Raw genomic sequence first — 25,374 nt, 5'->3', positions numbered from 1 at the left:
ATCGCCGACCCAGAGGCCACTACCCAGGACCGCTGCGACGATGATCAGCAGAAGCGGCGCGCATCGGCGGCGCGCGAGACGCATTCACGCCCCCACGATCTGCTGGAGGATCTGTACCAGCACCGGGGACAGGATGGCGATCCCATAGCCGATCGCGCTATTGCGCACCGACTTCTTGGCGGCCTCGACCTCGCCGGGGTCGCCGCCGCCGAGGATGTAGCGGATGCCGCCGATGGTGGCGAACAGCGTGGCCAGCCCGGCTGAGAGCCCGATGATGACGTTGCGGAGATTCACGATGACCTGGTTGAGGTCCGATACCGCGACCAGGCGATCGGTGGCCAGCGCAACGTCGAGCGTGGACCAGATGATCCAGGTGAAGGTCCCGACGAATCCAAGTGCGATCGCGCTGACGAGACGAACACGGATCAGGCGGGGCTGTCGTGCTTGCTTGGGCAGCGGGCGCCGTGTGGGCGGTGGGATGGTCATGCTGGGCTCCCGGAGCGTCGAGGACGGGCGAGGCCAGGAAGGACGAGCGGGCGGGCAAGCACGCGGGCCGCGATCGGCGAGACCGTGGGCGTCCTCCTTCGAGGAGCCGAGCGGGTCGGGTGCGATGGGGATCGGACGACCGCCCGATCTCACCGGCCGCGACCCGCGAGCTTTGCTGCGCCTCTAAAAGCGCGGTCAGCCGTCCTGATTGCGGCCAGGGCCGACGGAATTGGCCGTGACTTTGCCTGCGTGGATTGCCGCGACCAGACGCTGTTCGGCCTGTTCACGCAGGCGGTAGAGCCTGCGCACCGACTCGCCTTGCTCACGCGCGACCTGGCTGACGGGGATCTTCTCCAGCCGGGTCCGGCCGATCAGCTCGGCCTCCTCCGCCGTGATCACCTGCTGTGCGACGGCATCGGCGAGGACGAAGTCCTCGTGTCCACTGGCGCCCTGCTGCGTGCGGCAGGCTGGATCGTCTGGCGCGATGGGCAGCGTCGCGGTTTCGGTGCGGCGAGCTCGGACGGCTGCCCGCTTGGCCAGCCACAGCAGCCGAGGTGCGATGGAGTGCTGGTCCAGGTTGATGGTCTGGAGCCCGGACAGGAACGCGGTGAGCAGGTCGGAGACCACGTCGTCTGCCGCTGCCGGCTGCAGGTCGCGAATGAGCGGGGCCGCGATCCGCTTCAGTCCGGGAAGCGCGATGCCGACGCAGCCGATCGTCCAGGACGCGCCGTGCTTGCGGGACCGGCGGACCAACTCGGCCCACACCGCATCTCGCACGTCCACACCGGTCTCGCGGGCCAGGAGCAGTCCCCGCCACTCCAGCAGGGTGCATTCGCGAGCAGGCAGGCCCCGCCCGAACTGGCGGCCGTCGAGGCTCAGCGGCGCCGGCCCCTGCATCAGCAGATCGAACGTCGCCTCGGCAGCATCCAGCGCGTTTCCCTCCTCGTAGACGGAGCGGTGACCGGTGGTGTTGGCGGTTGAGTACATGGCGAACCCCCGTGCGGTGGTGGAGCGGAACGAACGCCACCAGTTCTCCACCGCCGTTCGGTGCGCATTCGGCGCAGCCTCGGGCTCCACACGGCGTGCCTCAGCGCTCCGACCGACAACCAGGACCGGGCTTGACCAGCTCCAACGCGTACGTCCACCCGTCGCAGGCGGCAGCGGGCAAAGCCCCGACAGATCCCCAAGATCTGCACTGACCTGCACTGATGTGACGGGCGATATTCGGACGGCAAAGAGATCGCCGAGCGGGTGTCGCCGTGTCGCTCTAGATGGTCGGCGAGCTCTCGGTCTTCCCCTTGGACGATCCTTTGCCGCGCCTGCGCGGTAATCCGCATGAGGAGAAGCGCTTTTAGAGGCGCATGGGGACCGGACGGCCGCCACGGGCCACCATCACGTGGACGTACCCAGCCAGCCCACACCTGTACCCGTACCTGGCGGCACGCGCCGCCAGCTCCTGCCGCTGACGGTCTGGATGTGCCCGGACCCCGACGAGGACCAGTCCACCATCTCCGGCCGGTTCGATCCGTGCGCTCGGCACCGCCCCAACGCGGGCAGAGAACTCGCCCGCCACCTGATCGCCACCTGCACCCGCGACCGGGACCTGGTGGTCGAGACCCACCCGACCAACGACTCGGTCCTCGCGGCCGCAGGCGAGCTGGACCGGCGTGCGGTTGCGTGTGCGCCGCATTTCCCGCTCGCGCAGTACATCGCCAGCACATTGCGCGCGCGTTCCACCGGATCTGCTCGTGTTCAGGCGCTGCGCCCCTGCCGTCCAGACCAGATGCCCCGCGCGCTCGCCGACCATCTCGGCGCCACGGCTCTGGTCATTGTTGCGCCACCGCTGCACAACGGCAGCTCCGGGGGCCGACCATCGCGCCCCGGGCGAGGGATCTGCCCGGCCTGCTCGGCTGCCGGCGCAGTGGCGCACGAACGGCGGCCGCTGGGAGAGGCGCTCCTGGCGTCGTGGCGGATGCTGCGTTCGGGCGGCCACCTGGCCGTCATCACCACTGCTCGGCATGAGGACGGGCGGTTCATCGACCCGGCACCCCAGATCATCCGCCAGGCGAGGGCGCTGGGCTTCCGCTACTCCCAGCACGTCATCGCCGTCCGTGTCCCGAGCAGCGCTGACGGAGAGCTCATCCAGGGCGGCCCCGGCGATCTGGCCCAGATCCGCAAGCAGTGCGCTACCTCGTTGCCACCGGCCGCTCGCGTCCACGCCGACGTGTGCCTGTTCACCAAGCCCGACACAACCCAGAACGACGCCCGCAAGGACGGCGACCCGAAGGGCCATGCGTGACCGATCAGCATTCCAGCGACCTCGAACCCGCTACTGCATCCGGTCCTCACAGCGCGAATGCGGTGCCGTCCGGCCCGGCCTGCTCGGTGCTGGCAACCGGGCAGGAGCCGTCCCGGATCCAGCGCAAGGGCCGGTACGTGCCCGAGGCGATGAAGCATCCCGCCAGGATGCTTCCGGCGATCGCCTCCCAGGTCATCACCGCTTACACCCGACCTGGAGATCTGGTCATCGATCCGATGTGCGGGATCGGGACCACGCTGGTCGAGGCGATCCACCTCGGTCGCAACGCCGCAGGGGTGGAGTACGAGGAGGCGTTCGCTCATCTGAGCGCCCGCAACATCGCCCACGCCTGCGCTCAGGGCGCCACCGGTGACGCCACCGTCGCCTGCGGGGACTCTCGCAACATCACCACCATCCTGAACGACCGGGTCGGCAAGGGCGCGTTGGTGCTCACCTCCCCGCCGTATGGGGCGTCCACTCACGGGCATATCCGCTCTACCCGCGACTCCGGCCGGAGCCAGATCCAAAAGTGGAACACCGACTACTCCGCCGACCGCGGCAACCTCGCCCACGCCAGCCTGGACGAGCTGTTCGAGGGTTTCGCCGACATCCTGTCCGGATGCGCGGCTCTGCTACGTCCCGGCGGAGTGGTCGCGATCACCATCCGCCCGATCCGCGTCCGCGGCGAGCTGATCGACCTTCCCGGCCGCGTGGTCCAGACGGCAGAGCGCGTCGGTCTTCGGTCGGCCGACCGGCTGGCCGCACTGCTGTGCGGGCTCCGCGACAGCCGGGTCATCTCGCGCGCGTCGTTCTTCCAGATGCTCGAAACCCGCCGCGCCCGCGACCGAGGCATCCCCGCCTGCGCCGCCGCCCACGAGGACCTCCTCATCTTCCAACGCCCCACCCAGAGCACGGCCCAAATCCCGGCCTGGGAGGCGGAACGATCTCAGCCCGCGCAGCCGCAAGGAGACCAACGGTGAAGCAGACACTGACCATCGCCCAGATCCGTGCCCTGCCTGCCATGATCGACCTGGTCACCGCCGGACGGGCTCTGGGCATCGGACGGACCAAGAGCTATGCCCTGGCACGTGCGGGCACCTTCCCCTGCCGGGTGCTGCGCGTCGGCGACAGCTACCTGGTGCCCATCACCGGCGTTCTGCAGGTTCTCCAACTGGATCCGGCCGACACGCCAGTGGACACCGCTCCGTAGGTCGGCACGGTCAAGGTCTCCGTCTTCATCCTCGCTGAAGCGTCAACCGCGTCCCGTGAGGGTTGCAGCTTGTCGTGCGTGACGGAGTCGAGCCATCGTGCCCCGCCCCGCGACGACGCGGGGGTGACCGGCTCCCTTTGCCCGGTCATGCCACGCCATCCGCACAGCAAGCGTGGCCGGGCGAAGGGCCCGCACCTCACGGAGAACACCTTGTCCGACGCACAGGCTCCGTTCACCGAGCGAAGGCCGAACGGCACAGGAGCCATGCATCTGCGGTTCGGGTTCTACCTGCATGCCGACGCCTTCTGGCCGGAGCAGCAGATCCGGAACTGGCGCCAGCGCAACTGGGAGGCAGTCCAGCAGATGGTCGCCACCTGCGGGACGATCATCGATTCCTACCTCGACGACGCGACCCTGGAAGTCCCCAGCGACCTGACCCCGTGGAAGCATCGGCCGCAGGCCGGCCGTCTGCTCGGAGATCTCGGCAACGGCACTCTGGATGCGGTTGCCGTCGGGACCATCCACCACCGCACTTTCGCCGCCACCCCCATCTGGGACGTGGTGGCGCTGCTGGCCCGGCACGGCACACAGTTGTGGACCGCCGATGTGAACGGCCCGCTCCTCCTCAAACCCGACCCCGCCGACGCTGCCGCACCGACGCGGACGCGGCAGAACCGGAAAGGTTGAGCGTGGCGCCGAAGGGAAGCACCTTCAAATCCTGCAGCTGCCGCGACGAGACAGGCAAGAAACTTGGTCGCAAGTGCCAGCGCCTGAACCGGCCGGACGGACGTTGGAGCAGCACCCACGGGAGGTGGAACTACCAGCTGGAGCTTCCGCCGCACGCCGACGGCACCCGGCGCAGCCCGCTGCGGCGCGCCGGATACGCCAACCAGACCGATGCCGAGGCCGAGCTGAACCAGGCCAAAGAACTCCTCAACATCGCCGCCAACGACCAGGCCCTCGCACGTCAGATCGCGGACCTGATCACCACAGCGGTGAAGACGACCAAACAACTACCCAGCCCGGAAGAGGTACGGCGGAAGGTCCGCACCGGCCAGCACCTCAACATCACCACCACGCTGGGCGAGTACCTGCCGCAGTGGCTGCAGGGCCGCAAGACCCTGCGGGAAAGCAGCCGCCGCAGCTACGCCAGCAACCTCAAGCTCTACCTGATCCCCTCGCTGGGACACATCCGGATCGATCGGCTCCGCGTCGCCGACGTGGACCGGATGTTTGAGGAGATCGACGAACTCAACGACCTGATCACCCGCGCCCGGGAGACCTGCGACCCGGTACTGCGGGCCCAGGTGAAAGGTCGGCGCAGGGTCGGCGCGGCGACTAAGCAGCGCATCCGCGCCACCTTGCGCAGCGCCCTGAAGAAGGCGATCAGAGAAGGCCTGACGGAGGTCAATGTCGCCTCCCTGGTGGAGTTGCCCTCCGGCAAGGCACCGAAAGCACTGGTGTGGACGCCGGAGCGGATCGCCCAGTGGCGCACAGACCTCGACACCCACATCGCCACCATGAGCGCCCGCCGAAAACGCCTCTGGAAGGACACCCCGTCCCAGGGACACGGGCACAACCTCAACCGGATCGACGCCTACGTCGGCGCGCCCCGCCCGTCCAAGGTGATGGTGTGGACGCCTGCGCTGACCAAGCAGTTCCTGGAACGTGCCGAACTGCACCGCTGGTACGCGCTCTACTACCTCATCGCCTTCCGCGGCCTGCGCCGCGGCGAAGCCTGCGGCCTGCGCTGGACCGATGTGGACCTGGACGTCGGAACGGTCACGATCCGCTGGCAGATCATCCAGATCGGCCCCGAGATCTTCGAAGGCCAACCCAAATCCGACGCCGGTGAAGCCACCATCAGCCTCGACACCTCCACCGTCACCGTCCTACGCACGCACAGAGCCAAGCAGAACGCCGAACGGCTCGCCGCCGGAGACACCTGGCACGACACCGGCCTGGTCTTCACCGACGAACTCGGCCGTTCGATCCGCCCCAACGAGGTCACCGACCAGTTCGAACGCCTGGCGATGGAGACGGGCCTGCCGCCTATCCGCCTACACGACCTGCGTCACGGCGCCGCCTCGTTCCTGCTCGCCGCCGGACACGACATGAAGACCGTCCAGGAAACCCTGCGACTGTCGTCGATCGCGATCGCCGCCGACACCTACACCAGCCTGCTCCCACAACTGGCCCGCCAGTCCGCCGAAGACGCCGCCGCCATCATCCTCAACGCCGAACCCGCGCGATAGCAGCCACGAAGCGAGAGGTAGCTCAGGCCGTTCCTCATGGCTTCGGCTGTTCGCGCGACGTCCAGTAGAAGGGGGCATAGCAGATGTACCTCGCGGATTGGGGCGGCGGGCGACGCTGAGACGGATTCGGCGTTCGGAGAAGGCGCGGAGCAGCTCTCGCCACGGTCCTATCCGCTGATCTCCATCTCTGCGAGGGCGATGCCGTCGGTGTCGGAGGCGACCACGACCGGCACAGGATCTTGGGCTGACCAGACGACGAACACGTTCCCGTGGAACGGCACGTCCAGTTCCCGGTCGGCGACCCGCAGGTGTGCGACTTCGGCGGAGACCAGCAGGTGGGCGTGCATCATGTCGTAACCGAGCGGCTCGGCGAGTGTGCGGCCAGTCCCCTTGACCCTGACGTGACCGCCCAGGGCCCGGCTGGCTCGACGCGGTGCCAGGGGATAGTCCGGTGCCGGTCCGCCGCCCCCGCCCAACGGCAGCCATGTGCCCTCGGGCTTGCAGAACCTTCGCACGTCCGCCAGAGCGAAAGGACGCCGCGCCTGCGTCTCCGGCGGAGCAGAACTGTGTCCGGGCGGTCCGTTCCACCAGCGCAAAACCGCGACGACAGCGACGTCGCCGACCTGATCAATTCCGAGAGGTTGATAATCGCGGTCATCGGTCAATTCTGGCCGAATGTCATCCGGCATTCCCGCGGTGAGCCAGCGCAGGCAGCTTCGCGTGAGTTCTTCATCCATGTGGCAAGCATAATCGATGCACCTTCTAAGCGCTGTTAGTCAATCGTCAACTCATCGCCAGCCCGAAATTTTGGGAGCCGACTTCGTGGCGAAATCCAATGTAGAAGGGAAGTATGTGATGTCACATCGTCTGCCTTGTTGGGCGGCGGTGGGAACGATCATCGCTGCGAGCACCACAGCTGCCCCCGCGACCGCCTGGTCAGCACCCTCGCTCCAGCGCCCCAACACCCCATCCGCGTCCGGAGCTGGCACCGTTCAGGCGACGCCCCTGGCCAAGAGACGTGCGCTCCTGAAGAGGCTCATCGAGCTCCGCCCCGCGAATCCATACCGGCCTGCCTATCTGCGCACTCGGACCTACAACCTCGGGCACGACTGCATCGGCCTGCTGGAAGGCCCCTACCCCGGAGGTGGCCGCGTCTGGGCCGAGGCCGAGACGGCTTGTGCCAGCGGCAACCCAGGAGCGGAGGTCAAATCAAAGCTGATCAGAAGTGGAGTGCAAGTCGACTACATGCGCGACACCGGCGGCAATTTCGCGTACGCCGTCAACTCAGTCGCCTGCTCGGGAAACAAGCACTACCGGCATGACTACGTCCTCCGTGCCGGTGTCTATTCATGGCAGTACTACGACGCCCTGTACATCAACTGCTGAGAACTCTCGGGCGAGCCCTGTGTTGCGCGCAGTGGGTTCGGAGAACGGCAGTGGGCAGCGCGGCTGGTCGGCGCATGTCAAAAGGTCCTCGCAGCCGGCGTTGATGGCTTGCTGGAGGGTGTCGCGAATGGCTTCCAGGTCGGCCATGCGCTGCTCGACCTCGGCCAGCTTGGTCCGGGCGCGTTCCTGGAGTCCGGCGTCGGCCCGCCGGTGCCGGTGCGTTCCGGCGTCCAGCAGGTCGGCGACCTCCTCCAGGGTGAATCCCAGCCGTTGCGCGGTTTTGATCACTCGCAGCACCGTCACCGCCTCGGACGGGTACAGCCGGTGTCCGCCGGGTGATCGGGGTGGTTCGGCCGGCGGCCCCCGCCGCTCGTAGTAGCGGAGGGTCTGCAGGTTCACCCCGGCCGCCGCCGCGACCTGCCCGCTCCGCAGGCCCGGCCGCTCGGTCACCTCCCGGCCCCGGCAACGGTGCGGGCGCGTTCGGCTAGAGCCGTCACCACCGGGGCGTGCTGGTCGGCGGCGCTGACCTCCAACGCCAGCTCACCACCTGAGGTCGTCAGGGTGAAGGTGAAGAACGAACAGCACCCGGTTTCCCGCGCCGCCAGCTCGGCCGCCCGCCCGGCCACCCGCGGCTCGGCCTTCAATCGCAACCGGACCCGCCCCGCCGCCACCTGCTCCACAGCGGTGACCGCCTCGGCGAACAACGCGTCGAACTCGGCCTCCCGCACCGGCCGCTCAGCCGTCGGCAGAGTGCACGCCTGCGGCGCCCACCCTCGGCCCGGCCCCTGATCTGCGGACCCTCCTGCCGGGACCCGGGCGGCGTGCGGCTGCTTCAGCTCCATGCCTCGAAGGTAAGCCTGTACCCCGGTACCGGATGCAAGCCCCTGCGCTCCCACACGCTCGCGACCTTGCCTCTGCGGGGGGCAGCCCAGTCCAGTCAACCTCGACCCGCACGCTCCGCTACAAGGCGACCCAGAGCAGGAGCGGCAGGTCCAGGACGGCTCCCGACGGCCCGACGGGAACCGCAACAGATGCAGAATCCGGAGGTGACCAGGGCGGATGTGAGGCGGCGAGCAGGCATGGAGCAGGCACGGGGACAAATGGGGTTGAAACGACGCTGGGCGAGCGCTGTTGCTGGTGCGTTTGCGCAGGTCAGGCGTGGTGGGTCGCGTGGGACTCGAACCCACAACCTACGGATTAAAAGTCCGGAGCTCTGCCAATTGAGCTAGCGACCCGTCGGGTGATAGTACCCGGCTTCGGGTCGAGTGTAGGTGGGGTGGGGGTGGGGCGCATCCCGGTTGTCAGGGGGTGAGGTGGGTGGGGAGGTGCTTCAGGCCGTTCTGGAAGTTGGAGACGAGGCGGACGGGGGTGCCGGTGAGGGTGATGTCGAGGGGGAGGAGTTCGCGGTAGAGGGCGCGCATCTGGGTGCGGGCGAGGTGGGCGCCGAGGCAGAAGTGGGGGCCGAAGCCGAAGCTGACGTGGTCGTTCGGGGTGCGGGTGATGTCGAAGCGGTCGGGGTCGGGGAAGACGGCGGGGTCGCGGTTGGCGGACGCGTGGTAGACGACGACCTTCTCGCCGGCCTTGATGGGTTGGCCGCCGAGGGTGAGGTCGCGGGTGGCGGTGCGGCGGAAGTCCATGACCGGAGGCCAGTAGCGGAGGATCTCCTCGACGGCGGACGGGAGGAGGGACGGGTCGTCCCGGAGGCGTTCGAGTTCGGTGGGGTGCTCCAGGAGGGTGAGGAGGCCGCCGGGGATGCCGTTGCGGAGGGTCTCGTTCCCGGCGACGGCGAAGAGGAAGAACATGTTCTCGAACTCGGGACGGGTGAGGCCGCCGGCGAGCATGCGGGACATGATGTCGTCGCCGGGGGAGCGGCGCTTCTCGTCCGCCAGGGCGTGGGCGTAGGCGAACATGTCGCGGAGGGCCGCTTCCGAGCGGGGGTTCATGGGACGGCCGTCCGGGCGGGTCAGGGACGTGGGGCGGTGGGCGAGGGCCGCTCTGCCCATGGGGCTCAGGGCGTCGGTGTCGGCGGTGGAGAGGCCGGCGTAGTCGGCGTCCTGGTAGCCGATGATGCGGGACGCCCAGTCGTAGAGGAGGCGGCGGTCGCCGTCCGGGATGCCCATGATGTGGGCGAGTGTCCAGACGGGGAGGTCGGCGGCCAGCTCGACGAAGTCGATCTCGCCCGAGGCGGACCGGACGAGGGAGCGGGCGCGGGCGGTGATCGTCTCCTCCAGGGCGCGGACGGCCCGGGGCGTGAAGGCGGCGGCGACGATGCGGCGCATGCGGGAGTGGTCCGGCGGGTCCTGGTTGAGCATCATCGCGCGGACGAATTCGAGGTCGTCCGGAGTGTCCGGGTCGCGGATCTGGGTGGCGCCGAGGTGGGACGAGAAGTCGGCGGCGGTGCGCAGCACGTGCTTCACGTCCGCGTGCCGGAAGACGGCCCAGTATCCGGGGCCGGACGGCCAGGGCCCGACGGCGGGCTCGGGCACGCGGCAGACCGGAGAATCCGCGCGAAGTCGGGCGAAGATGTCGTAAGGGACACCCTCGGCGTAGGTGTCGGGCAGGAAGACCTCCGCAAGCATGATCCCAGCGTGCATCATGACGGGGTGACGGTAGAAGAGGCGGAGAAGGTCCTGCGCGAGAACTTCGCGCCGTGGGTGCTCGACCTCGGGTTGCGCGTCGAGGACGTCGGGGAGGGCACGGCCCGGCTGCGGCTGCCGTGGTCGGACCGGCTGGCGCGGGAGGGCGGCGGGCTGTCCGGGCAGGCGATGATGGCCGCGGCGGACACGGCGACGGTGATCGCGGTGTCCGGGGCGCGCGGCGGGTTCGTGCCGATGACGACCGTCCAGCTCAGCACGACGTTCCAGCGTCCGGTGAAGGACGCGGACGTGCTGGTGGACGTCCGCCTGACCAAGCTCGGCCGGACGCTCGCGTTCGCCGACGTCGGGCTGACCGCTGACGGACGTCCCGGCGATCTCGTCGCGCACGCGACCACGGTTTACGCGATCCTGGGCTGATGACCAAGCGCATCGAGACCGTCCGCGTGCCAGACGGCGATTTCTCACTGCACGTATGGCTGCCGGAGAAGGGCAGCGGACCGGGAATCCTGCTCATCCAGGAGATCTTCGGCGTCGGCGAGTACATGGCCGCCGTCGCGGCCGACCTGACCAGCCTCGGCTACGTCGTGGCCGCCCCCGACATGTTCTGGCGGCTGGAGCGCGACTGGTCGGTCGAGCACAGCGACACCGTGATGGCCGAGGCCGGCGACAAGATCTCCCACTTCGACTGGACGAAGGGCCAGGACGACCTGGAGGCCGCGCTCGACAAGCTGCGCGAACTGCCCGAAGTGGCCGGCGGCGTCGGCGCGCTCGGGTTCTGCTTCGGCGGGTCGCTGGCGTACATGCTCGCGGCGCGGGCGTCCGGAAAGCTGGATGCGGTCGTGTCGTTCTACGGCTCGCGCGTCCCGGGCGAGCTTGACCGCGCCGGGGACATCACCGTCCCGATCCAGTTCCATTTCGGCGGGTCCGACCCGTACATCCCGCGCGAGGACGTCGCGGCGGTCGAGGAGGCCCTCGGCGGACGCGACCACGTCGAGTTCCACGTCCAGGAGGACGGCGGGCACGCCTTCCACAACCGGACCTCCCCGATCTTCCACCAGGCCGAGCCCGCCGCCCGCGCCTGGGCCCTGACCGAGGACTTCCTCGCCCGCCGCCTCCCCGTCCGCTAGGACGCCGTCGCCTCTCCGTCCGCTGACCTGCGGACGCCCGTCGCGTCTCCGTCCGCTGACCTGCGGGGGCCCGTCGCCCCTCTGTCCGCTGACCTGCGGGCCCGTCGTCGTCTGGACGGTCGAAGGGGCTTCATGCCGAGCCGGATGGCCGTTCGCCGAGCGCGTTCGGCGCGCAAGGTGCCGCGCGTCCCTGCTGCGAGGCGCGGGCGCGCGGTCAGGCGGCGGTCGGGGGCAGCGCCGAGGCGATCGCGGCCAGGTGGTCGTCGGAGCCGGGGTGCCCGAGCAGCATGACGCCGAACGGACGTCCGTCCACCTGGCCGTGGGGGACGGCGATGGACGCCATGCCCAGCAGGTTCGTGGAGTTGGTGAACCGTCCGAGCCGCGCGTTCACGCCGACGGGATCGGCCTTGACCTCGGCGATCGTGGGATGGAACGGCGCGGTGGGCAGCAGCAGCACGTCGGCCTCGCCGAGTGCGTGCATGGCCGCCGCGCGCAGCTCCGCCAGGCGTTCCCGGTCGCTGAACAGGCGATACGCGGGAATGTCGGAGGCCGCTGCCACGATGGACGCGACGGTGGGGTCAAGGTCAGGGGCGCCGTCGGCCGTGGACTGCTCGGCGATGCGGGCGCCGAGCGCCGCGAGCCGCTCGGTGATGAACGCGCCGACGGCTGTGTACCGCTCGGCGATGAACGCGCCTCCGTAGAGGAGATCGCCGGCTTCGAGGAAGGGAGAGACATCGATAGGCAGGAGATCCGTACGTAGAGAACGGGCAGCCGACGCGTAGGCGTCGCCCCAGCCTGGAGGCATGGCACCGAGGTCGCGGGTGGCGGCCGGTACCGCGACGCGCCAAGGGCCGGGACGGCGTGGACGCGGCGCGATCGGGCGTGCCGCCAGGATGCCGAGCGCGCGATGCGCCTCGTCCAGCGTGCGCGCGAAGACGCTGACGCAGTCGAGGCTGCGGCATGCCGGGACGACGCCGTCCGCGGGGACCAGGCCGTGGGTCGGCTTCAGGCCGACGATGCCGTTGAACGCGGCGGGGATGCGTCCTGAGCCTGCCGTGTCCGTGCCGACCGCCAGGTCGGCGATGCCGAGCGCGACCGCGACGGCGGAGCCCGAACTCGACCCGCCGGACACGTACGCGGGATCCACGGCGTTCCGCACCGCGCCGTGGGGGCTGCGCGTCCCAACGAGGCCGGTCGCGAACTGGTCCATGTTCGTCGTGCCCAGGACGACGGCCCCGGCGCCCTTCAGGCGTGCCACGGCAGGCGCGTCCGCGCCGGCAACCCGTCCATAGGACGGGCAGCCCGCAGTCGTCCGCAACCCGGCAACGTCGAAGTTCCCCTTGACGGCCAGCACCGCCCCCGCCAACGGCAAGCCCGGATCAATCGCGGCCGCTTCTGCCTCGACCTCGTCCTGCGCCCGCAGCTCAATCCAGACTTCCGGACGTTCGACTTCGGCAATCCGCGCAAACGCCCGCCGCACCCGCTCCACTGCGTCCATCCCGCGCCTCCCTGCACCACCCCGCTACAACGTCCTACCCGCAACCCCAACCCATCGCCCGCACATGCCCCGCGCCCAGCTCGGCTCCGCGCTCGGCCTGCGCCCGCGCTTGCCTCGGCCTTTCGCGCTTGCGGTGAGCCCGAGCATGGTCTGTGCATGAGCTTGGTCCGGCCCCGCGCGCCCGGCCCGGTCCTCGCGCCCGGCTCGGCCTGCGCGCCCGGCTCGGCCTGCGCGCCCGGCTCGGCCTGCGCGCCCGGCCCGGCCTGCGCGCCCGGCCCGGTCCTCGCGCACGGCTCGGCTCTGCGCTTGGCCTGGGCAGCGCTTGGCTTGGTCTCACGCTTTGTCTGGGCACGCGCTTGGCTTGGGTCTGCGTGTGGTCCGGCCTTCGCGCATGGGCTGGCCTTCGCGGGTGGCGTGGGGGCGTGTATGTCTCGGGCTTGTGTGGCGTCTGGGCCGCGAGGTGTGAGGGGGCTTGGGGTTAGGCGGGGAGGGGGAGGTGGGGGAGGTCGCGGCGGGAGGAGATGCCTAGCTTCGGGTAGGCCTTGTAGAGGTGGTATTCGACGGTTCGGGGGCTCAGGAAGAGCTGGGCGGCGATCTCGCGGCTGCTGATGCCTTCGGCGGCGAGCTTGACGACCTGGAGTTCCTGCGGGGTGAGGCGGTCCAGGAGGCTCGCGGCGGCGGGGGCGGACGGGACGGTGCCTTCGCCGCTGGCGCGCAGTTCGGTGCGGACGCGCGAGGCCCACGGCGCGGCGCGGAGGCGTTCGAAGGCTTCGAGGGCCGAGTGGAGGCGGGCGCGGGCGTCGGAGCGGCGGCGGTTGCGGCGGAGCCATTCGCCGTAGGCGAGTTCGGTGCGGGCCTTCTCGAAGGGGCGGAGGGCCTGGTCGTGCAGGTCCAGGGCGGCGGCGAACGGGGCCTCGGTGTCGTGCAGGAGCGCTTCGGCGCGGAGGGCGGCGGCGCGGGCCCAGGCCTGGCCGCTCGCGGTGGCCCAGCGGGTGAAGCGGGCGTGGGCGGAGGCGGCGAGGTCCGGGCGGTCGGCGCGGAGCGCGGCCTCGATCAGGTCCGGGGACGCGCCCATGACGATGGCCGAGTGCCGGTGCGGGCCGTGGAAGACGTCCTCAAGGCGGCGGACGGCCTCGTCGTGGCGGCCCAGGCCGAGGTCGAGCAGGGCGTGGGACGTGGCGGAGACGGCGTCCGCGGAGGCGTCGCGTCCGCGGAGAGGGCCGGTCAGGGGTGGGGCCGGCAGGGGCGGCGGCGGGACGACGGCCGGGGTGCCGCAGGATTCGCTCGCCAGGGTGAGCCGGTTGGGGCGTGGGAGCGGCCCGCCCGCGTCAAGCGGGCCACCTGGGTCCGCTTGGCGGGGTGACGGGGGCGCCAGGTAGGCCTCGTTGCCTTCGATGGCGGCGAGGCGGGTCAGGACGGCGGCTATGCGCGTGCCGCCGCGCCAGAGGCCGGTGTCGCGGGAGAGGGCCAGGGCCTCGGTCGCGGAGGCCTCGGCGTCGGCGTGGAGGCCCAGGGCGATCTGGACGGTCGCCAGCGCCTCCAGGATGCCGGGGAGGGCGCCGATCTGGCCGAGGCGGCGGGCCGCGGCCGCGGCGGTGGTCGCGAGGTCGAGGGTCTGCTCGTCGTCGCCGAGGATGACCGCCGCGTGCAGGGCGTCCGGCCCGCCCTCGCGGACGGCCCGCGCCAGCAGTGGAAGGCCGGTCGCGTAGTCCTCGGTCGTCAGCGCGGCGAGTCCAGTGGCGAACGCGTCGTCGCTGAGGCGGGAAGCAGCCGACTGGACGGACGAGGCGTCCCCGCTCGTCCATGCATAGGCGGAAGCGGCCCGCAGCATCCACTGCCTGTCGGACGGCGCGGACTGCTCGGCGTGGTCCAGGAGGAGCGTGGCGGCGCTACGGCCGTTGCCGCGTTCGACCTCGACAGCCGCGCGCACGCGCGCGAGCCGGGCCAGCAGGACGGGGTCGGACGTTAGGACGGCGGCCTCGTGCGCGGTCTCCTCGGCCTGCTCGGGGCTCCCGGCGGCGAGGACGGCGTCGGCGGCCGCGGCGAGGCGGGCGGCACGGGTGTCGCTGTCCGGGCTGAGGGCGGCGGACTGGCGGTAGAGGCCGGCGACGACGGCGATCCCGGCCTTGCCGCGGGCGCGTTCGGCCGAGGCCTGGAGGTCGGCGGCCACGTCCTCGTCCGGGCCCATGGCGGCGGCGGCCCGGTGCCGGACCTGGCACTCGGGGTCGTCGGCGGCCATGGCGAGCGCCTGGTGCACGGTGATGCGGTGCGCGGTGGTGGCGCGCTGGTACGCGGCGGCGCGGATCAGCGGATGCCGGAACCTGACCGCGGTCCCGGTGACCTCGACCATCCGCAGGCGCTCGGCCTCGGCGAGGTCGTCCAGGCCGAGCCCGAAGGACGCGGCGGCGCGCACGACGCTCGGCAGGTGCCCGCGGCCCTCGGACGCCGCGATCAGCAGCAGCTCGCGAGTGGGTTCGGGCAGCGCGGCGATCTGGTCGCGGAACGCGGCGAGGACGCGGTCGGCGACCGGCAGCACCCCGGACGCGTTCGGCCTGGCGGCGCCGAACTCCAGCAGGGCGAGCGGGTTGCCCTCCGCCTCGGCGAGCACCCGGTGGACGGCGTCCGCCGCGAGGCCGCGGTCTTCGAGCACCCGCAGCGCGTCGCACGTTTCGAGCCGTCCGAGCGCCAGCTCGGGCAGGCCGGAGCCGAGTAGGCCCTCGTCGCGGGCCGCCAGGAGCACGACAACGCCTTCTGCCGCGAGGCGCCGGACGGCGAACAGCAGCGCCTCGGCGCTGGCCGCGTCCAGCCACTGCGCGTCGTCCACGAGGCAGAGGACGGGGCCGTCCTCGGCGAGGTCGGCGAGCAGCGTCAGCAGGCCGAGCCCGACGCCGAACCGGTCGCCGCGGCCGCCGGCGGACTCGCGGACGTCCCCCAGCCCGAGCGCGGTGCGCAGGGCTTCGGCCTGGGGGTCGGGCAGCGCGTCCACGCGATCGCGGACGGGCCAGAGCAGCTGGTTGAGCCCGCCGAAGGCGATGTCGCGTTCGGCCTCGTACCCGGTGGCGCGGAGGACGCGCTCGTGCGCGCACGTCTCGGCGGCCCAGTCCAGGAGTGCGGATTTGCCGATCCCAGCCTCGCCGCGCAGCAGCAGGACGCTGCTGCGACCGTTGTCGCGCGCGTCGTCCAGCAGTTCGCCGATCCGGTCCTGTTCGGTGTCTCGCCCGTAGAGCACGGATCCAACTTACGGGGGCAAGTACCGAAGTCTTACTGATTCGCCGCCCGCATCCCCGCTCCTACCTTCATGACCAGTGATAACGCACGCAGGGAGTTGAGCGGGATGAACGAGCTTTTCGAGCCGGTGACCGTAGGCGCGCTGGAGCTGCCGAGCCGCCTGGTGATGGCCCCGATGACGCGGAGCCGCGCCGCGGACGCCGGGCAGGTGACCGATCTGACCGTCGAGTACTACACGCAGCGCGCCGAGGCCGGGTTGATCATCACCGAGGCCGTCCAGCCGAGCGCGCTGGGCCAGGGCTACGTGTTCACGCCGGGACTGCACGACGACGGCCAGGTGGCGGCGTGGCGCAAGGTGACCGACGCGGTGCACGAGAAGGGCGGACGCATCTTCGCGCAGCTCATGCACGCGGGCCGGATCGGACACCCCTACCTGTACGCGGACGGCGCGCTGCCGCTCGCACCGTCCGCCATCGCGTCCGGCGAGAAGCTGTTCACCCCGGACCAGGGCATGCTCGACCATCCGGAGCCGCGCGAGATGACCCTCGCCGACATCGCGCTGGCGGTCGGCGAGTTCGCGCAGGCCGCTCGCAACGCGATCGACGCCGGTTTCGACGGTGTCGAGCTGCACGGCGCGAACGGCTACCTCATCAACCAGTTCCTCGCGGACGGCAGCAACCAGCGCACCGACGCCTACGGGGGCTCGGTCGAGAACCGCATCCGGTTCGCCGTGGAGGTCACGCGGGCGGTCGCCGAGGCAGTCGGGGCGGACCGCGTCGGACTCCGCATCTCGCCCGGGACGCCCGCCAACGGCATCAGCGAGACCGACACTGCGGCCACGCACGAGGCGCTGCTGCGCGAGCTGAACCCGCTGGGCCTCGCCTACCTGCACATCATGGAGCTCGGCGACCGCGCCCTCACCAAGAAGATGCGGGACGCCTGGGACGGCACGCTCCTGCTCAACCCGCACCCGACGCCCGAATCCTTCCCGGCCAAGCCCGAGCACGGCGTCGAGGCGCTGCGGGACGGTGTGGCGGACGCGGTCGTCTTCGGCGAGCTGTGGCTGGCCAACCCGGACCTCCCCGCGCGCATCAAGGCGGGCGGCCCCTACAACGAGGCCGACCGCGCGACCTTCTACGGCGGCGACCACCAGGGCTACACCGACTACGCCGCCCTGTCCTGAAACCCGAAACGCAGAAGCCCGAAGCGGAAGCCGAAGCGAAGGCCGGGAAACAGGAAAGCCGTGCGCTGCCCGTAGGCGGCGCACGGCTTTTCTGGAGCGGTGCTTAGTAGCCGGGGTGGACGGCGCCCGCGAACACCCGCTTGTAGTAGCTGTTGAGCTTCACCTTGCGGACCGTCCGGCCCGAGCCCGGCGCGTGGATCATGTAGCCGTTGCCGACGTAGATGCCCACGTGCGTCCGTCCGCTGTAGAAGAACAGCAGGTCGCCCGCCACGGCGCCCTTCCACGAGACCTTGTAGTGGACGGCGCGGTAGATCTGCTGCGTCGTGCGCGGGAGCTTCACACCCGCCTTGCGCCAGGCGCCGCCCGCGAGACCGGAGCAGTCCCAGGAGCCGGGGCCGGTGCCGCCGTAGCGGTACGGGTCGCCGATCTGCTTGTAGGCGTAGGCGACGGCGGCCCTGGCGCGGGCCTTCTGGCGCGCGGCGCGCTGCTTGGCGCTGAGGGACGCGAGGGCGTTGACGCTGGTGACCGGCGAGCCGGGGGCCGCGTGCGCGGGGGCCGCGACCAGGGCGGTCCCGCCGAGGACGGCGGCGGTGGCCGCGATCGCGGCGCGCTTCAGCGACTTGGGGGTTCGGGGGGTATGCAGAACTGCTCCAGACCTCGCAAGGGGTGCCTGCCGGTGCGGCGTGGTCCGTCCACCGCTCGCGAAGAATTCCAGGGGCCGCGAGGGCGGCGGGCCGCGATGCGGACCGGGCGCGCCGGCGACGCTCCGGCGGGAGCGGTTCCGGGACGCCGTGGGCCGCGTCCGGCTCCGTGCCTCAGGGCTGCACGGACTCGGCGCTCGACGCGGGCGGTGCGGAGCGGGGGAGACGCCCGCCGCGTCGGGATGTTCTGTTGTCGCGGCGTCCATGCCGCGTGATCGGCAGGAACGTAGCCAGAGTTCGCCTTTGCTGGCAAATCCGGGCCGTTGCCGGGCGTGTCCGAACGGTCGCGGTGCTTCCGCTCTCCGGGGTTCTGCCTGCGCTTTTTCGAAAGAAATTGGAATGATGTGATCCGGGTCACTCAGGGCGCGCCGGACGCCTTCCGCGGCGTCCGGCGGCCTGAGATCCGGTGACGCTCCGTGTCCGAGGTCAGTAGCCGGGCCGGACGGCGCCGGCGAACTCGCGCTTGTAGTAGCCCGCCAGCCGCACCTTGCGGACGGTCGAGCCGGAGTGCGGCGAGTGGATCATGTAGCCGTGCCCGATGTAGATCCCGACATGGGTCCGTCCGCTGTAGAAGAAGACCAGGTCACCGGGTTGCAGGTGGTTCCAGGAGACCTTGTGGCGGACGCTGCGGTAGATCGACTGGGTGGTGCGCGGCAGCCGGACGCCGGCCTTGCGCCAGGCGCCGACGGCCAGGCCCGAGCAGTCCCAGGCGTGCGGCCCGTTGCCGCCTCAGCGGTAGGGGTCGCCGATGTGCCGGTAGGCGAACCGGACCGCCGTCGCCGCCCGCGCGCGCTGCTTCGCGGCGGACGAGGCGCTGGTCACGGACGTGGTGTCCGGGGACGCCTCGGCGGGCGCCGCGGACAGCGCGACCGATCCGGCGACGCAGAGCGCGCCGAACGCGAGCGCTCCGCGGGCGCGCCGTCCCATGCGGCCGGACGCCGGCCGGTCGGGAGCGGTCGTCCGCTCGGTGGGGGGAGTCGGGCCGTGGGGGATTTCGAAGCCGTTCAGGGTAGCTCCAAACGTTGCCGTTCACGCCTGACCGGCGGCCGAAGTGAGGGAAAGGGCAAAGGTCTCGGCACGCATTGATCCGGGACGCCCAGCACCATTACGGACAGGGCATCCGGATCCGGCTCCACGCCTCTGGACTGCGCGGACTCGGCGGGCCGCCGGGTCCGGGCGCGACCTTCCTGCGCGCCGGACCGCTCCCCGCCGGATGGCGTCCGGAGGGCGGCTGGCCATTGTTCGGGGCACCGGCGGCGGGCCGTACGGACCGCGCTGCCGACCGCCGATCACCGTAACCGCGGCCCGCGGGGGCGGCAATGGCGGAAATTGCCGTAATGCATTGTTGATCAAGATATAAGCGATTACCCAGTGTTATTCGTACCCGTCGAAGGGGCGGACCGTTATGGATCTGTGAACCGCGACACAATCGCGCGACACGCGGAGAAAGCGGCCTTTCGATGCCCTGGTGTCCGGTTTCCCCGGGACGCGAGAGCGGCGCCCGCCGGTAAGGCGAACGCCGTTCTGTGCCTGCTTCGCCGCCTCCCCGGCGGCGCGTCCGGTGGCCCGATCCGGCCATTCGCGGTTGGCTGGTGCAAGGGGACGGGGGAGCCGATCGATCCCGCGGCGGGGCGCGGGGTGCCGATCGCCCGCATACCGGGACGAGGGGCGCCGATCGACCTCACGAGGGGACGGATCAACCCCACGAACCCGCCGCGGACTCGACGTACGGGGCGTTCGGCGGCAGCGGCGACGCGGGCTGGCCCGGACGCGGCGCGGCGGCCGCCTCCTGCCGGTCCCGCACGCACTTGGCCAGCGTGAACGTCGAGGTCGTCACGTAGAGCATGCCGAGCGCGAGGAAGCCGCGCACCCACATCGGCGCGGGCAGGTACACGATCCCGACCGCGACCGCCGCCATCGAGATCATGAAGGAGATGATCGCCTGGATGAAGAACGCCGTCGTGCTCTTGAGCAGGAGGAATCTGTCCATGCGGACACTGTCCTCCGCGCCGTCCGGCCGCGCCTGAGTAGCCGAGCGGGGAACGCTACTCAACCCGCCCGCGGGGGTGCCTAGGTAACCGCCCGCTCGCCCGGGCGCCGCGCCGAATCGAGCACCACGCAGGCGCCGCGCGCCCCATCCGCCCCACGGGCCGGCGGGCGCGTTCCGCCGCGTTCCAACCCAGCCGTATCCGGTCAGTTGCGCCGGGTTGACGGCCGCTTCGTCCGAGCTTGTCATCGCATTGGGGAACTCCGGAAGGAGCCGTCGTGTCCGGAAGGTCCGTCACCCGCGTCCGTGCCGCTCGTGCCGCGCTGGCCGCCCTGGCCGCACTGGTTTTGGCCGCCTCGTCCGCCCTCGTCCCGGCGGGAGCCGCCGCCCGGGCGGACGCCCCGAAGGTCCCGAAAGTGCCGAAGGTCCCCGCGAACTTCCTGTGGGGCGTCGCCACGTCGGGCTTCCAGTCGGAGGGCTACTTCCCCGACAGCAACTGGACGCGGTACGTCGCGCAGAAGCGTCCCGGCGTCACCGACCCGTACAAGAACTCCGTGGACTTCCGGCACCGCTACCCGGAGGACATCGCGCGCGCACGCGCGTTGGGCGTGAAGGTGTTCCGGACGTCCATCGAGTGGGCCCGGATCGAGCCCAAACGCGGGCACCGCGACCCGGCCGCGCTCGCCTACTACGACGACCTCGTCCGCCGCGTCCGCGCCGCCGGCATGCGCCCGATGCTCACGCTCGACCACTGGGTCTACCCCGGCTGGGTCGCCGCCCAGGGCGGCTGGAAGAACCCGCGCACCGCGAAGGACTGGCTGGACGAGGCGCGCTTCGTCGTCGAGCGCTACCGCCGCATGGGCGTCATCTGGATCACCTTCAACGAGGCGAGCTTCTACCTGTTCCGCGAGTTCGCGGACGCGCCGCTCACGCTCCCGCAGGCCCTCGCCATGAAGAACGCCCTGGTCCGGACGCACCGGGCCGCCTACGACCTGATCCACCGGATCGACCCGGGCGCGATGGTGTCCAGCAACATCGCCTATGGAACGATCCTGAACGGCCTGTTCGACGGCGTCCTCTTCAACCAGGTGACCGACAAGCTCGACTTCATCGGCATCGACTACTACTACGGCGCGAGCGTCACCAACGTGACCGCGCTCAACGTCGCCTCGGGCGAGCCCTGGAAAGCCGTCCCGGAACCGGACGGCCTCTACTACGTCCTGCGCAGCTACCAGCGCCGCCTACCGAAACTGCCCCTGTACGTCGTGGAGAACGGTTTCGCCACCGACAACGGCAAACCCCACCCGGACGGCTACACGCGCTCCCAGCACCTGCGCGACCACATCTACTGGCTGCAACGCGCGATCGGCGACGGCGTCAAGGTCATCGGCTACAACTACTGGAGCCTCACCGACAACTACGAGTGGGGCAGCTACCGTCCGCGCTTCGGCCTCTACACCGTGGACGCGTTGACCGACCCGAAACTGACGCGCCGCCCCACCGACGCCGTCCCCGCCTACCGCCAGATCATCGCGAGCCGGGGCGTCCCGTCCGGCTACATCCCCGTGCGCAAGCCCGCCTGGTGCACCGTCGAGGACCTGACCACCTGCCTGGCCCCACCCAAGACTCCACCCGCCCAATAGGTCTCGTCCACCTGCCTGGCTCCGCCCAGGACTCCGACCGCCCAGTAAGCACAGTCCACCTGCCCGGCTCCGCCCAAGACCGCACCCGCCCAGTAACCTGCGCGAGGACTCGGGCCGTCCTACGCTCTCCGGGAGGCCGGGGCGCTCCGCGCAGGGGTGCCCCCGCCCGACGACAGGGCCGGTTCGAGTCCGTAACCTGACTTGTGGGGATCCTCGCGCCCGATCGCTCTACCCGCTGACCAGGCGGTACGCGCTATCCCGCGTTCTCGTCGGGCATTTGGCCCGCCGTTGGCCCGTGGCCGGAAGTTTTGTCGCCGTCGTCCCCGAACGCCGCGTCCATGCGCGCGTTCGCCTCCGTTTCCAGGTTCTCAAGCCAGTGCGCGTAGGTCGTGTGGAGCATCGCGACCGAGTGCCCCAGCCGCCGCGCGACCTCCGTGGACGGGACGCCGTTGCTCAGCAAGAGCGACGCGCAGCCGTGCCGTAGGTCGTACGGACGCACGGCCAGGACGGACGCGTGTTCCTCCGGGCTCAGCGCTGCCTTGCGGACGCGCCGCCAGATGCGCCGGTAGAGCTGGCCGCCCAGCGGTGTACGCCCTGCCCCCTCCCAGAACAGCCGACCATCCGGTGCGGCCCCGAACGCGGCGATGTGGTCCCGCAGGATGCGCACCAACGCGGGAGGGATGGGCACTGGCCGAACGTCTCCCGGCGCTCGGTGCTTGAGTTCACGCTCGCGGAACCGGTCGCCGTCGTCCGTCCACTCCGCCGGAACCTCCGGACGGGACGCCGCGAGCAGCAGCGAGCCCCAGCCGGACGCCGGAAGCGTGCAGTCATCGACGCGCAGCGCCCGCGCCTCACCCGGACGCGTGCCCGCGTAGTACAGCGTCGCGTAGAAGGCCGCCAGATGCCCGTAGCCGTCCGGGACGGCCGCCAGCAGCCTCCGCGCCTGCCGCAAGCTGGGAACCTGACGAGGGTCGATACGGTCGCTCACACGCCGCCGTCTGACCTTGAGCCCGCCCAGCGGATTGACCGCCAACAGCTTGCGTTCAACGGCGTGGTCGAGCATGGCATGCAGGGCCGCCCGCCTCCGCTGGACACTGGCGTGCTTGAGCGGCTTGCCCCGCCATCCGGTGTCGAGTGCCGTCAGCAGGTTCCGGATCGCGTCCGCCTCCGCGAAGTCCTGCATTGGACGCGAGGCCGCAGCGACCCAGGCCAGCGCCCGCGCGACCTCTTCGGGAGGATCCACCTCCCAGGACGAGGGCCGCAGCGCCCACGAGGCCACCGCCCGCCGGAGCACTTTGCCGTCCGGCCTGTCCCGCTTGGAGTGCCGTGCGTCGAGCGACGCCACGACGACCGCCGTCAGGTTCTCAGCCAGACTCCGCCGAGTGTTGTCAGCGCCGCCGTCCGACCAACGGAGCTTCATGAATGCCCGAGCGTGCGCGTACACGGTCTCCGCCGAGCGCTCCCACGACAGCGGTTCGCCCGTGGCCGTCGAGAACGCCTCACCGTCACGCGCGGCGAGCATGAGGTCGTTGCGGTAGTTCTCCGCCAGGGCTTTCGTCAGGAACGAACGCCCGAACGTGGCGGTCGCCACCCGCCAGCGCACTTCATGCGGCTTGCGCCTGTTCGCCCGCTTTCGAATTTGCCAGAACTGAATGTCCTGCCGTCCGTTCACCATCGCGACCCCTTCCGGCTGATTTCGAGTGCTTGCACCTATTCTAGGAAATCAGCGCGATGAATTCTGATCTCATTGTTGGGCTGCCGGAACGCTTTTGGTCCACGTCCGGTAGCGAGCCAGCGATACAGCGTGGAGCACCTTATATGCAGCTCAGAGGCAATATCCCGGACTGTGAGAGCATCAATCGATGCCATTCTTGCGCCCTTCGTCTGTGACGGCTACGGGTCGCTCGCGGCCCGGTCATGCCGTACCGAAGAAGCCATTGGCGCGATGACCAGAAGTGGACAATTCTCGCCCGATAAATGCACCATAAAGCTTGACAAGATGACCCTGGAATGCAATCGGCTGGCCGCCCCGGCCGCCCACCACCCCACCGACCACCCGCGCCGATGCAGGTCCCGCGCACCTTTCCCGCCCTGCCGAGCCTGCCCTTTGGAAGGAGCCGCTTTGCGGCACGCTTTTCCCGGTGCGACCCGGCCAGCGCGCCCGACCCGCCGTCCCGCAGTCCGAGGCCCGCGCCTACGGCCCCTGCCCGACGCGCACCGCGTCGTGTTCGGCGATCAGCCGCCTGAACTCCCACTCCTCCGCATCCCGCTCACGCCGCAGCTCCCGCCACATGGCGTGATCTTGTGCCAGGCTCGCGGCGATATCGGCATCGTGCAGCCGGGCGTAGCCCATCCCGACGAACCGCCAGTCCCCGGCGATCTCCACCCTGGCGCCCGATGCCCGGCGATGCGCCACCGCCCACGGATCAGCCCGCCCCGCCTCAGCCCGCGCCGCCTGGTCCGCCTGCCAGTCCCGCCGCGCCTGCCGCAGCGATGACAACGTGACCGAGTAGTGCCGCGACTTGCTACAGAAGTGCCCGCTGAACCCCAGCGTGTGCACATGCTCGCCCAGTCGCCACCGCGCGCAGTCGCCCCGCTTGGCCAGCCGAAGGCACGCCAGCACCAGCAGCATCACGTGAGTCGAGCCGACCTTGCCCCGCACGTGTGCCAGATCCGCCGTGCCGAACGCGCGCACCGGCAGCCCCGCCACCGTGTCACCGGCCGTCTTGGTCGCGTACTTGGCGACGTATGCCGCCGTCCGTGCCACATCGACCACCGGCGAGACGTCCACCTGCGAGCCCCACCGCGCCACCCGCACTCCGCCCCCGACGCTCGGCAGCGGCACCGCCACCCGCCCGGCCGCCTCCCTCAGCGCGGCCCCCAGCAGACCCGCGTCCGCCCATGCCGGAGGAGCCACCAGCCGCCCCGGATCACCGGCATCCACCCCATCCAGCCGCAGCACTGCGTGAAAGTGCACGGCCGCCCGACGCTGCCACTCGGCGACCTTGACGTACGACACCCGCAGCAGCCCACGCACCGCCCGCACGCTCACCGGCCGCCCCAGACGCGCCCCCGCCAGCCGCGCCAGCGCCCGATACAGATACACGGTCGTCCGCGCCCACAGCGCCGGAGCCGCCGCGTGCCACAGCACGTGTCCGTCGTAGTCGTAGCAGTCCCAGCACAGCGCCAGCCCCGCCCACGCGTCGCCGTCGGTGTGCCGCCGCGCGCATCCCAGCGGCAGCCCGTGACGGCACCGCCCCGGCCGTTCCCGGCACACGCCGCCGTCCCGCGCGGTGTGCAACGCTCCGAACGACGGAGCCGTCAGCGTCGCGAACACCACTGGATGCCCCGCTACCGACCCCGGCACCTCGCCGCCCGCACCGTCCGTCGCGTCCCGGCCGTGCAGCCCCGACGCCACCAGATGCCACACATCCCGCCGGTAGACCTCCGCGCAGGGCCCGCACACCGACGCCCGCCGGTCCTTGCACGCCACCAGCACCGACCCGTCCGGCCCGCCTTCGGTCGAGTACTCCGCCACGGCCTCACCCGTCGCGACATCCACCGCCGCAGCCCGCCCCCGCAACCGCACCGGCCGCCAGCAGAACCCCGCCCGCTCCACCTGCGCCGACCACGACCACCAGTCACCCACTGCCACCCGCTGGCTGATCGCGCCCGCCGTCCCCAGACCCGCCATGCCGCCACCTCCACACCGCGCCTACACCCCACTGTGCTCGCGCGACGTGCGGGAATAACCCTCCGCAACCTCCGCCAGGC

Annotated in this window: 24 protein-coding genes, 1 tRNA gene and 1 pseudogene; 10 read left to right on the top strand and 16 right to left on the bottom strand. The window is 70.8% G+C overall.

Going from position 1 to position 25,374, the window contains the following annotated elements:
• Nucleotides 1-84 precede the first annotated feature (84 nt).
• Together FHU30_RS44840 and FHU30_RS44835 are read right to left on the bottom strand one after the other, a co-directional pair.
• Nucleotides 85-486, bottom strand: coding sequence for a pilin (locus FHU30_RS44840; RefSeq protein ID WP_253883832.1), 402 nt, complete (start codon nt 484-486; stop codon nt 85-87).
• A gap of 195 nt (nt 487-681) precedes the next feature.
• Nucleotides 682-1,524: a hypothetical protein gene (locus FHU30_RS44835; RefSeq protein WP_253883831.1), complete on the bottom strand. Its 843-nt coding sequence runs from the start codon at nt 1,522-1,524 to the stop codon at nt 682-684.
• Nucleotides 1,525-1,882: 358 nt separating this feature from the next.
• Between FHU30_RS44835 and FHU30_RS44830 the strand changes: the two genes are divergently transcribed.
• From FHU30_RS44830 to FHU30_RS44810, 5 genes are all read left to right on the top strand, one after another.
• Nucleotides 1,883-2,785 carry a hypothetical protein gene (locus FHU30_RS44830; protein ID WP_253883830.1) on the top strand — a complete coding sequence of 301 codons (903 nt, stop codon included), beginning with the start codon at nt 1,883-1,885 and terminating at the stop codon, nt 2,783-2,785.
• Nucleotides 2,782-3,765, top strand: a complete 984-nt coding sequence (locus FHU30_RS44825) for a TRM11 family SAM-dependent methyltransferase (protein ID WP_253883829.1) — start codon at nt 2,782-2,784, stop codon at nt 3,763-3,765. Before FHU30_RS44830 ends, FHU30_RS44825 begins: the two co-directional genes overlap by 4 nt.
• Nucleotides 3,762-3,995 carry a DNA-binding protein gene (locus tag FHU30_RS44820; protein WP_253883828.1) on the top strand — a complete coding sequence of 78 codons (234 nt, stop codon included), beginning with the start codon at nt 3,762-3,764 and terminating at the stop codon, nt 3,993-3,995. Before FHU30_RS44825 ends, FHU30_RS44820 begins: the two co-directional genes overlap by 4 nt.
• Before the next feature lie 210 nt (nt 3,996-4,205).
• Nucleotides 4,206-4,682 (top strand): hypothetical protein, encoded by a 477-nt coding sequence (locus tag FHU30_RS44815; RefSeq protein ID WP_253883827.1) that lies wholly within the window; start codon nt 4,206-4,208, stop codon nt 4,680-4,682.
• A gap of 2 nt (nt 4,683-4,684) precedes the next feature.
• Nucleotides 4,685-6,250, top strand: a complete 1,566-nt coding sequence (locus FHU30_RS44810) for a tyrosine-type recombinase/integrase (RefSeq protein WP_253883826.1) — start codon at nt 4,685-4,687, stop codon at nt 6,248-6,250.
• Between the two features lie 167 nt (nt 6,251-6,417).
• On the opposite strand, the gene FHU30_RS44805 is transcribed toward FHU30_RS44810, so the two are convergent.
• A complete protein-coding gene (locus FHU30_RS44805) occupies nt 6,418-6,987 on the bottom strand; it encodes a hypothetical protein (RefSeq protein WP_253883825.1) in 570 nt (189 codons plus the stop codon).
• Between the two features lie 85 nt (nt 6,988-7,072).
• Here FHU30_RS44805 and FHU30_RS44800 point away from each other — a divergent pair, with 85 nt between their 5' ends.
• Complete coding sequence (locus FHU30_RS44800; RefSeq protein ID WP_253883824.1) at nt 7,073-7,636, top strand: hypothetical protein; 564 nt, start codon at nt 7,073-7,075, stop codon at nt 7,634-7,636.
• Here FHU30_RS44800 and FHU30_RS44795 read toward each other — a convergent pair.
• The 4 genes from FHU30_RS44795 to FHU30_RS44780 all read right to left on the bottom strand — a co-directional run bounded on the left by FHU30_RS44795 (nt 7,598) and on the right by FHU30_RS44780 (nt 10,215).
• Nucleotides 7,598-8,086, bottom strand: coding sequence for a MerR family transcriptional regulator (locus FHU30_RS44795; protein ID WP_253883823.1), 489 nt, complete (start codon nt 8,084-8,086; stop codon nt 7,598-7,600). The two genes, FHU30_RS44800 and FHU30_RS44795, sit on opposite strands and share 39 nt — an antisense overlap.
• Nucleotides 8,083-8,478: a hypothetical protein gene (locus tag FHU30_RS44790; RefSeq protein ID WP_253883822.1), complete on the bottom strand. Its 396-nt coding sequence runs from the start codon at nt 8,476-8,478 to the stop codon at nt 8,083-8,085. The genes FHU30_RS44795 and FHU30_RS44790 overlap by 4 nt, the downstream gene beginning before the upstream one ends.
• A gap of 317 nt (nt 8,479-8,795) precedes the next feature.
• Nucleotides 8,796-8,871: transfer RNA gene (locus FHU30_RS44785), tRNA-Lys, on the bottom strand.
• A 66-nt stretch (nt 8,872-8,937) separates the two neighbouring features.
• Complete coding sequence (locus FHU30_RS44780; protein WP_253883821.1) at nt 8,938-10,215, bottom strand: cytochrome P450; 1,278 nt, start codon at nt 10,213-10,215, stop codon at nt 8,938-8,940.
• A gap of 24 nt (nt 10,216-10,239) precedes the next feature.
• Between FHU30_RS44780 and FHU30_RS47545 the strand changes: the two genes are divergently transcribed.
• Nucleotides 10,240-10,650 carry a PaaI family thioesterase gene (locus tag FHU30_RS47545; RefSeq protein ID WP_253883820.1) on the top strand — a complete coding sequence of 137 codons (411 nt, stop codon included), beginning with the start codon at nt 10,240-10,242 and terminating at the stop codon, nt 10,648-10,650.
• A complete protein-coding gene (locus tag FHU30_RS44770) occupies nt 10,650-11,360 on the top strand; it encodes a dienelactone hydrolase family protein (RefSeq protein ID WP_253883819.1) in 711 nt (236 codons plus the stop codon). Before FHU30_RS47545 ends, FHU30_RS44770 begins: the two co-directional genes overlap by 1 nt.
• A gap of 214 nt (nt 11,361-11,574) precedes the next feature.
• Here FHU30_RS44770 and FHU30_RS44765 read toward each other — a convergent pair whose 3' ends face one another.
• Together FHU30_RS44765 and FHU30_RS47540 are read right to left on the bottom strand one after the other, a co-directional pair.
• Entirely contained in the window at nt 11,575-12,858 is a 1,284-nt protein-coding gene (locus FHU30_RS44765) for an allophanate hydrolase (RefSeq protein ID WP_253883818.1), read from the bottom strand.
• A gap of 478 nt (nt 12,859-13,336) precedes the next feature.
• Nucleotides 13,337-16,087 (bottom strand): AAA family ATPase, encoded by a 2,751-nt coding sequence (locus FHU30_RS47540; RefSeq protein WP_253883817.1) that lies wholly within the window; start codon nt 16,085-16,087, stop codon nt 13,337-13,339.
• A 105-nt stretch (nt 16,088-16,192) separates the two neighbouring features.
• On the opposite strand from FHU30_RS47540, the gene FHU30_RS44755 reads away from it, so the two are divergent.
• The gene (locus FHU30_RS44755) at nt 16,193-17,269 is read left to right on the top strand and encodes an alkene reductase (RefSeq protein ID WP_253883816.1); all 1,077 of its coding nucleotides are present in this window, start codon (nt 16,193-16,195) and stop codon (nt 17,267-17,269) included.
• Nucleotides 17,270-17,372: 103 nt separating this feature from the next.
• On the opposite strand, the gene FHU30_RS44750 is transcribed toward FHU30_RS44755, so the two are convergent.
• The 4 genes and pseudogenes from FHU30_RS44750 to FHU30_RS44735 all read right to left on the bottom strand — a co-directional run bounded on the left by FHU30_RS44750 (nt 17,373) and on the right by FHU30_RS44735 (nt 19,960).
• Complete coding sequence (locus FHU30_RS44750; RefSeq protein WP_253883815.1) at nt 17,373-18,176, bottom strand: C40 family peptidase; 804 nt, start codon at nt 18,174-18,176, stop codon at nt 17,373-17,375.
• Between the two features lie 220 nt (nt 18,177-18,396).
• Nucleotides 18,397-18,687 (bottom strand): annotated as a pseudogene (locus FHU30_RS44745) (C40 family peptidase); the annotation flags it as partial.
• A 12-nt stretch (nt 18,688-18,699) separates the two neighbouring features.
• The gene (locus FHU30_RS44740; RefSeq protein WP_253883814.1) at nt 18,700-18,897 is read right to left on the bottom strand and encodes a hypothetical protein; all 198 of its coding nucleotides are present in this window, start codon (nt 18,895-18,897) and stop codon (nt 18,700-18,702) included.
• A 769-nt stretch (nt 18,898-19,666) separates the two neighbouring features.
• Nucleotides 19,667-19,960 carry a YiaA/YiaB family inner membrane protein gene (locus FHU30_RS44735; protein WP_253883813.1) on the bottom strand — a complete coding sequence of 98 codons (294 nt, stop codon included), beginning with the start codon at nt 19,958-19,960 and terminating at the stop codon, nt 19,667-19,669.
• Nucleotides 19,961-20,235: 275 nt separating this feature from the next.
• Here FHU30_RS44735 and FHU30_RS44730 point away from each other — a divergent pair, with 275 nt between their 5' ends.
• Complete coding sequence (locus tag FHU30_RS44730) at nt 20,236-21,600, top strand: glycoside hydrolase family 1 protein (RefSeq protein ID WP_253883812.1); 1,365 nt, start codon at nt 20,236-20,238, stop codon at nt 21,598-21,600.
• 253 nt (nt 21,601-21,853) lie between these two features.
• Here the strand turns inward: FHU30_RS44730 and FHU30_RS47535 are convergent, their stop codons facing one another.
• The 3 genes from FHU30_RS47535 to FHU30_RS44720 form a co-directional block, all read right to left on the bottom strand.
• Nucleotides 21,854-23,191 carry a tyrosine-type recombinase/integrase gene (locus tag FHU30_RS47535; RefSeq protein WP_253883811.1) on the bottom strand — a complete coding sequence of 446 codons (1,338 nt, stop codon included), beginning with the start codon at nt 23,189-23,191 and terminating at the stop codon, nt 21,854-21,856.
• A gap of 119 nt (nt 23,192-23,310) precedes the next feature.
• Nucleotides 23,311-23,469 carry a helix-turn-helix transcriptional regulator gene (locus FHU30_RS47875; protein ID WP_372504073.1) on the bottom strand — a complete coding sequence of 53 codons (159 nt, stop codon included), beginning with the start codon at nt 23,467-23,469 and terminating at the stop codon, nt 23,311-23,313.
• 325 nt (nt 23,470-23,794) lie between these two features.
• Entirely contained in the window at nt 23,795-25,294 is a 1,500-nt protein-coding gene (locus FHU30_RS44720; protein WP_253883810.1) for a replication initiator, read from the bottom strand.
• Nucleotides 25,295-25,374 lie beyond the last annotated feature (80 nt).

This window comes from Actinomadura rupiterrae (assembly GCF_024172125.1).
GTDB classification, from domain to species: Bacteria; Actinomycetota; Actinomycetes; order Streptosporangiales; family Streptosporangiaceae; genus Spirillospora; species Spirillospora rupiterrae.
Note: the sequence above shows the minus strand (reverse complement) of the source record. Positions and strands in the feature narration are given on the sequence as shown.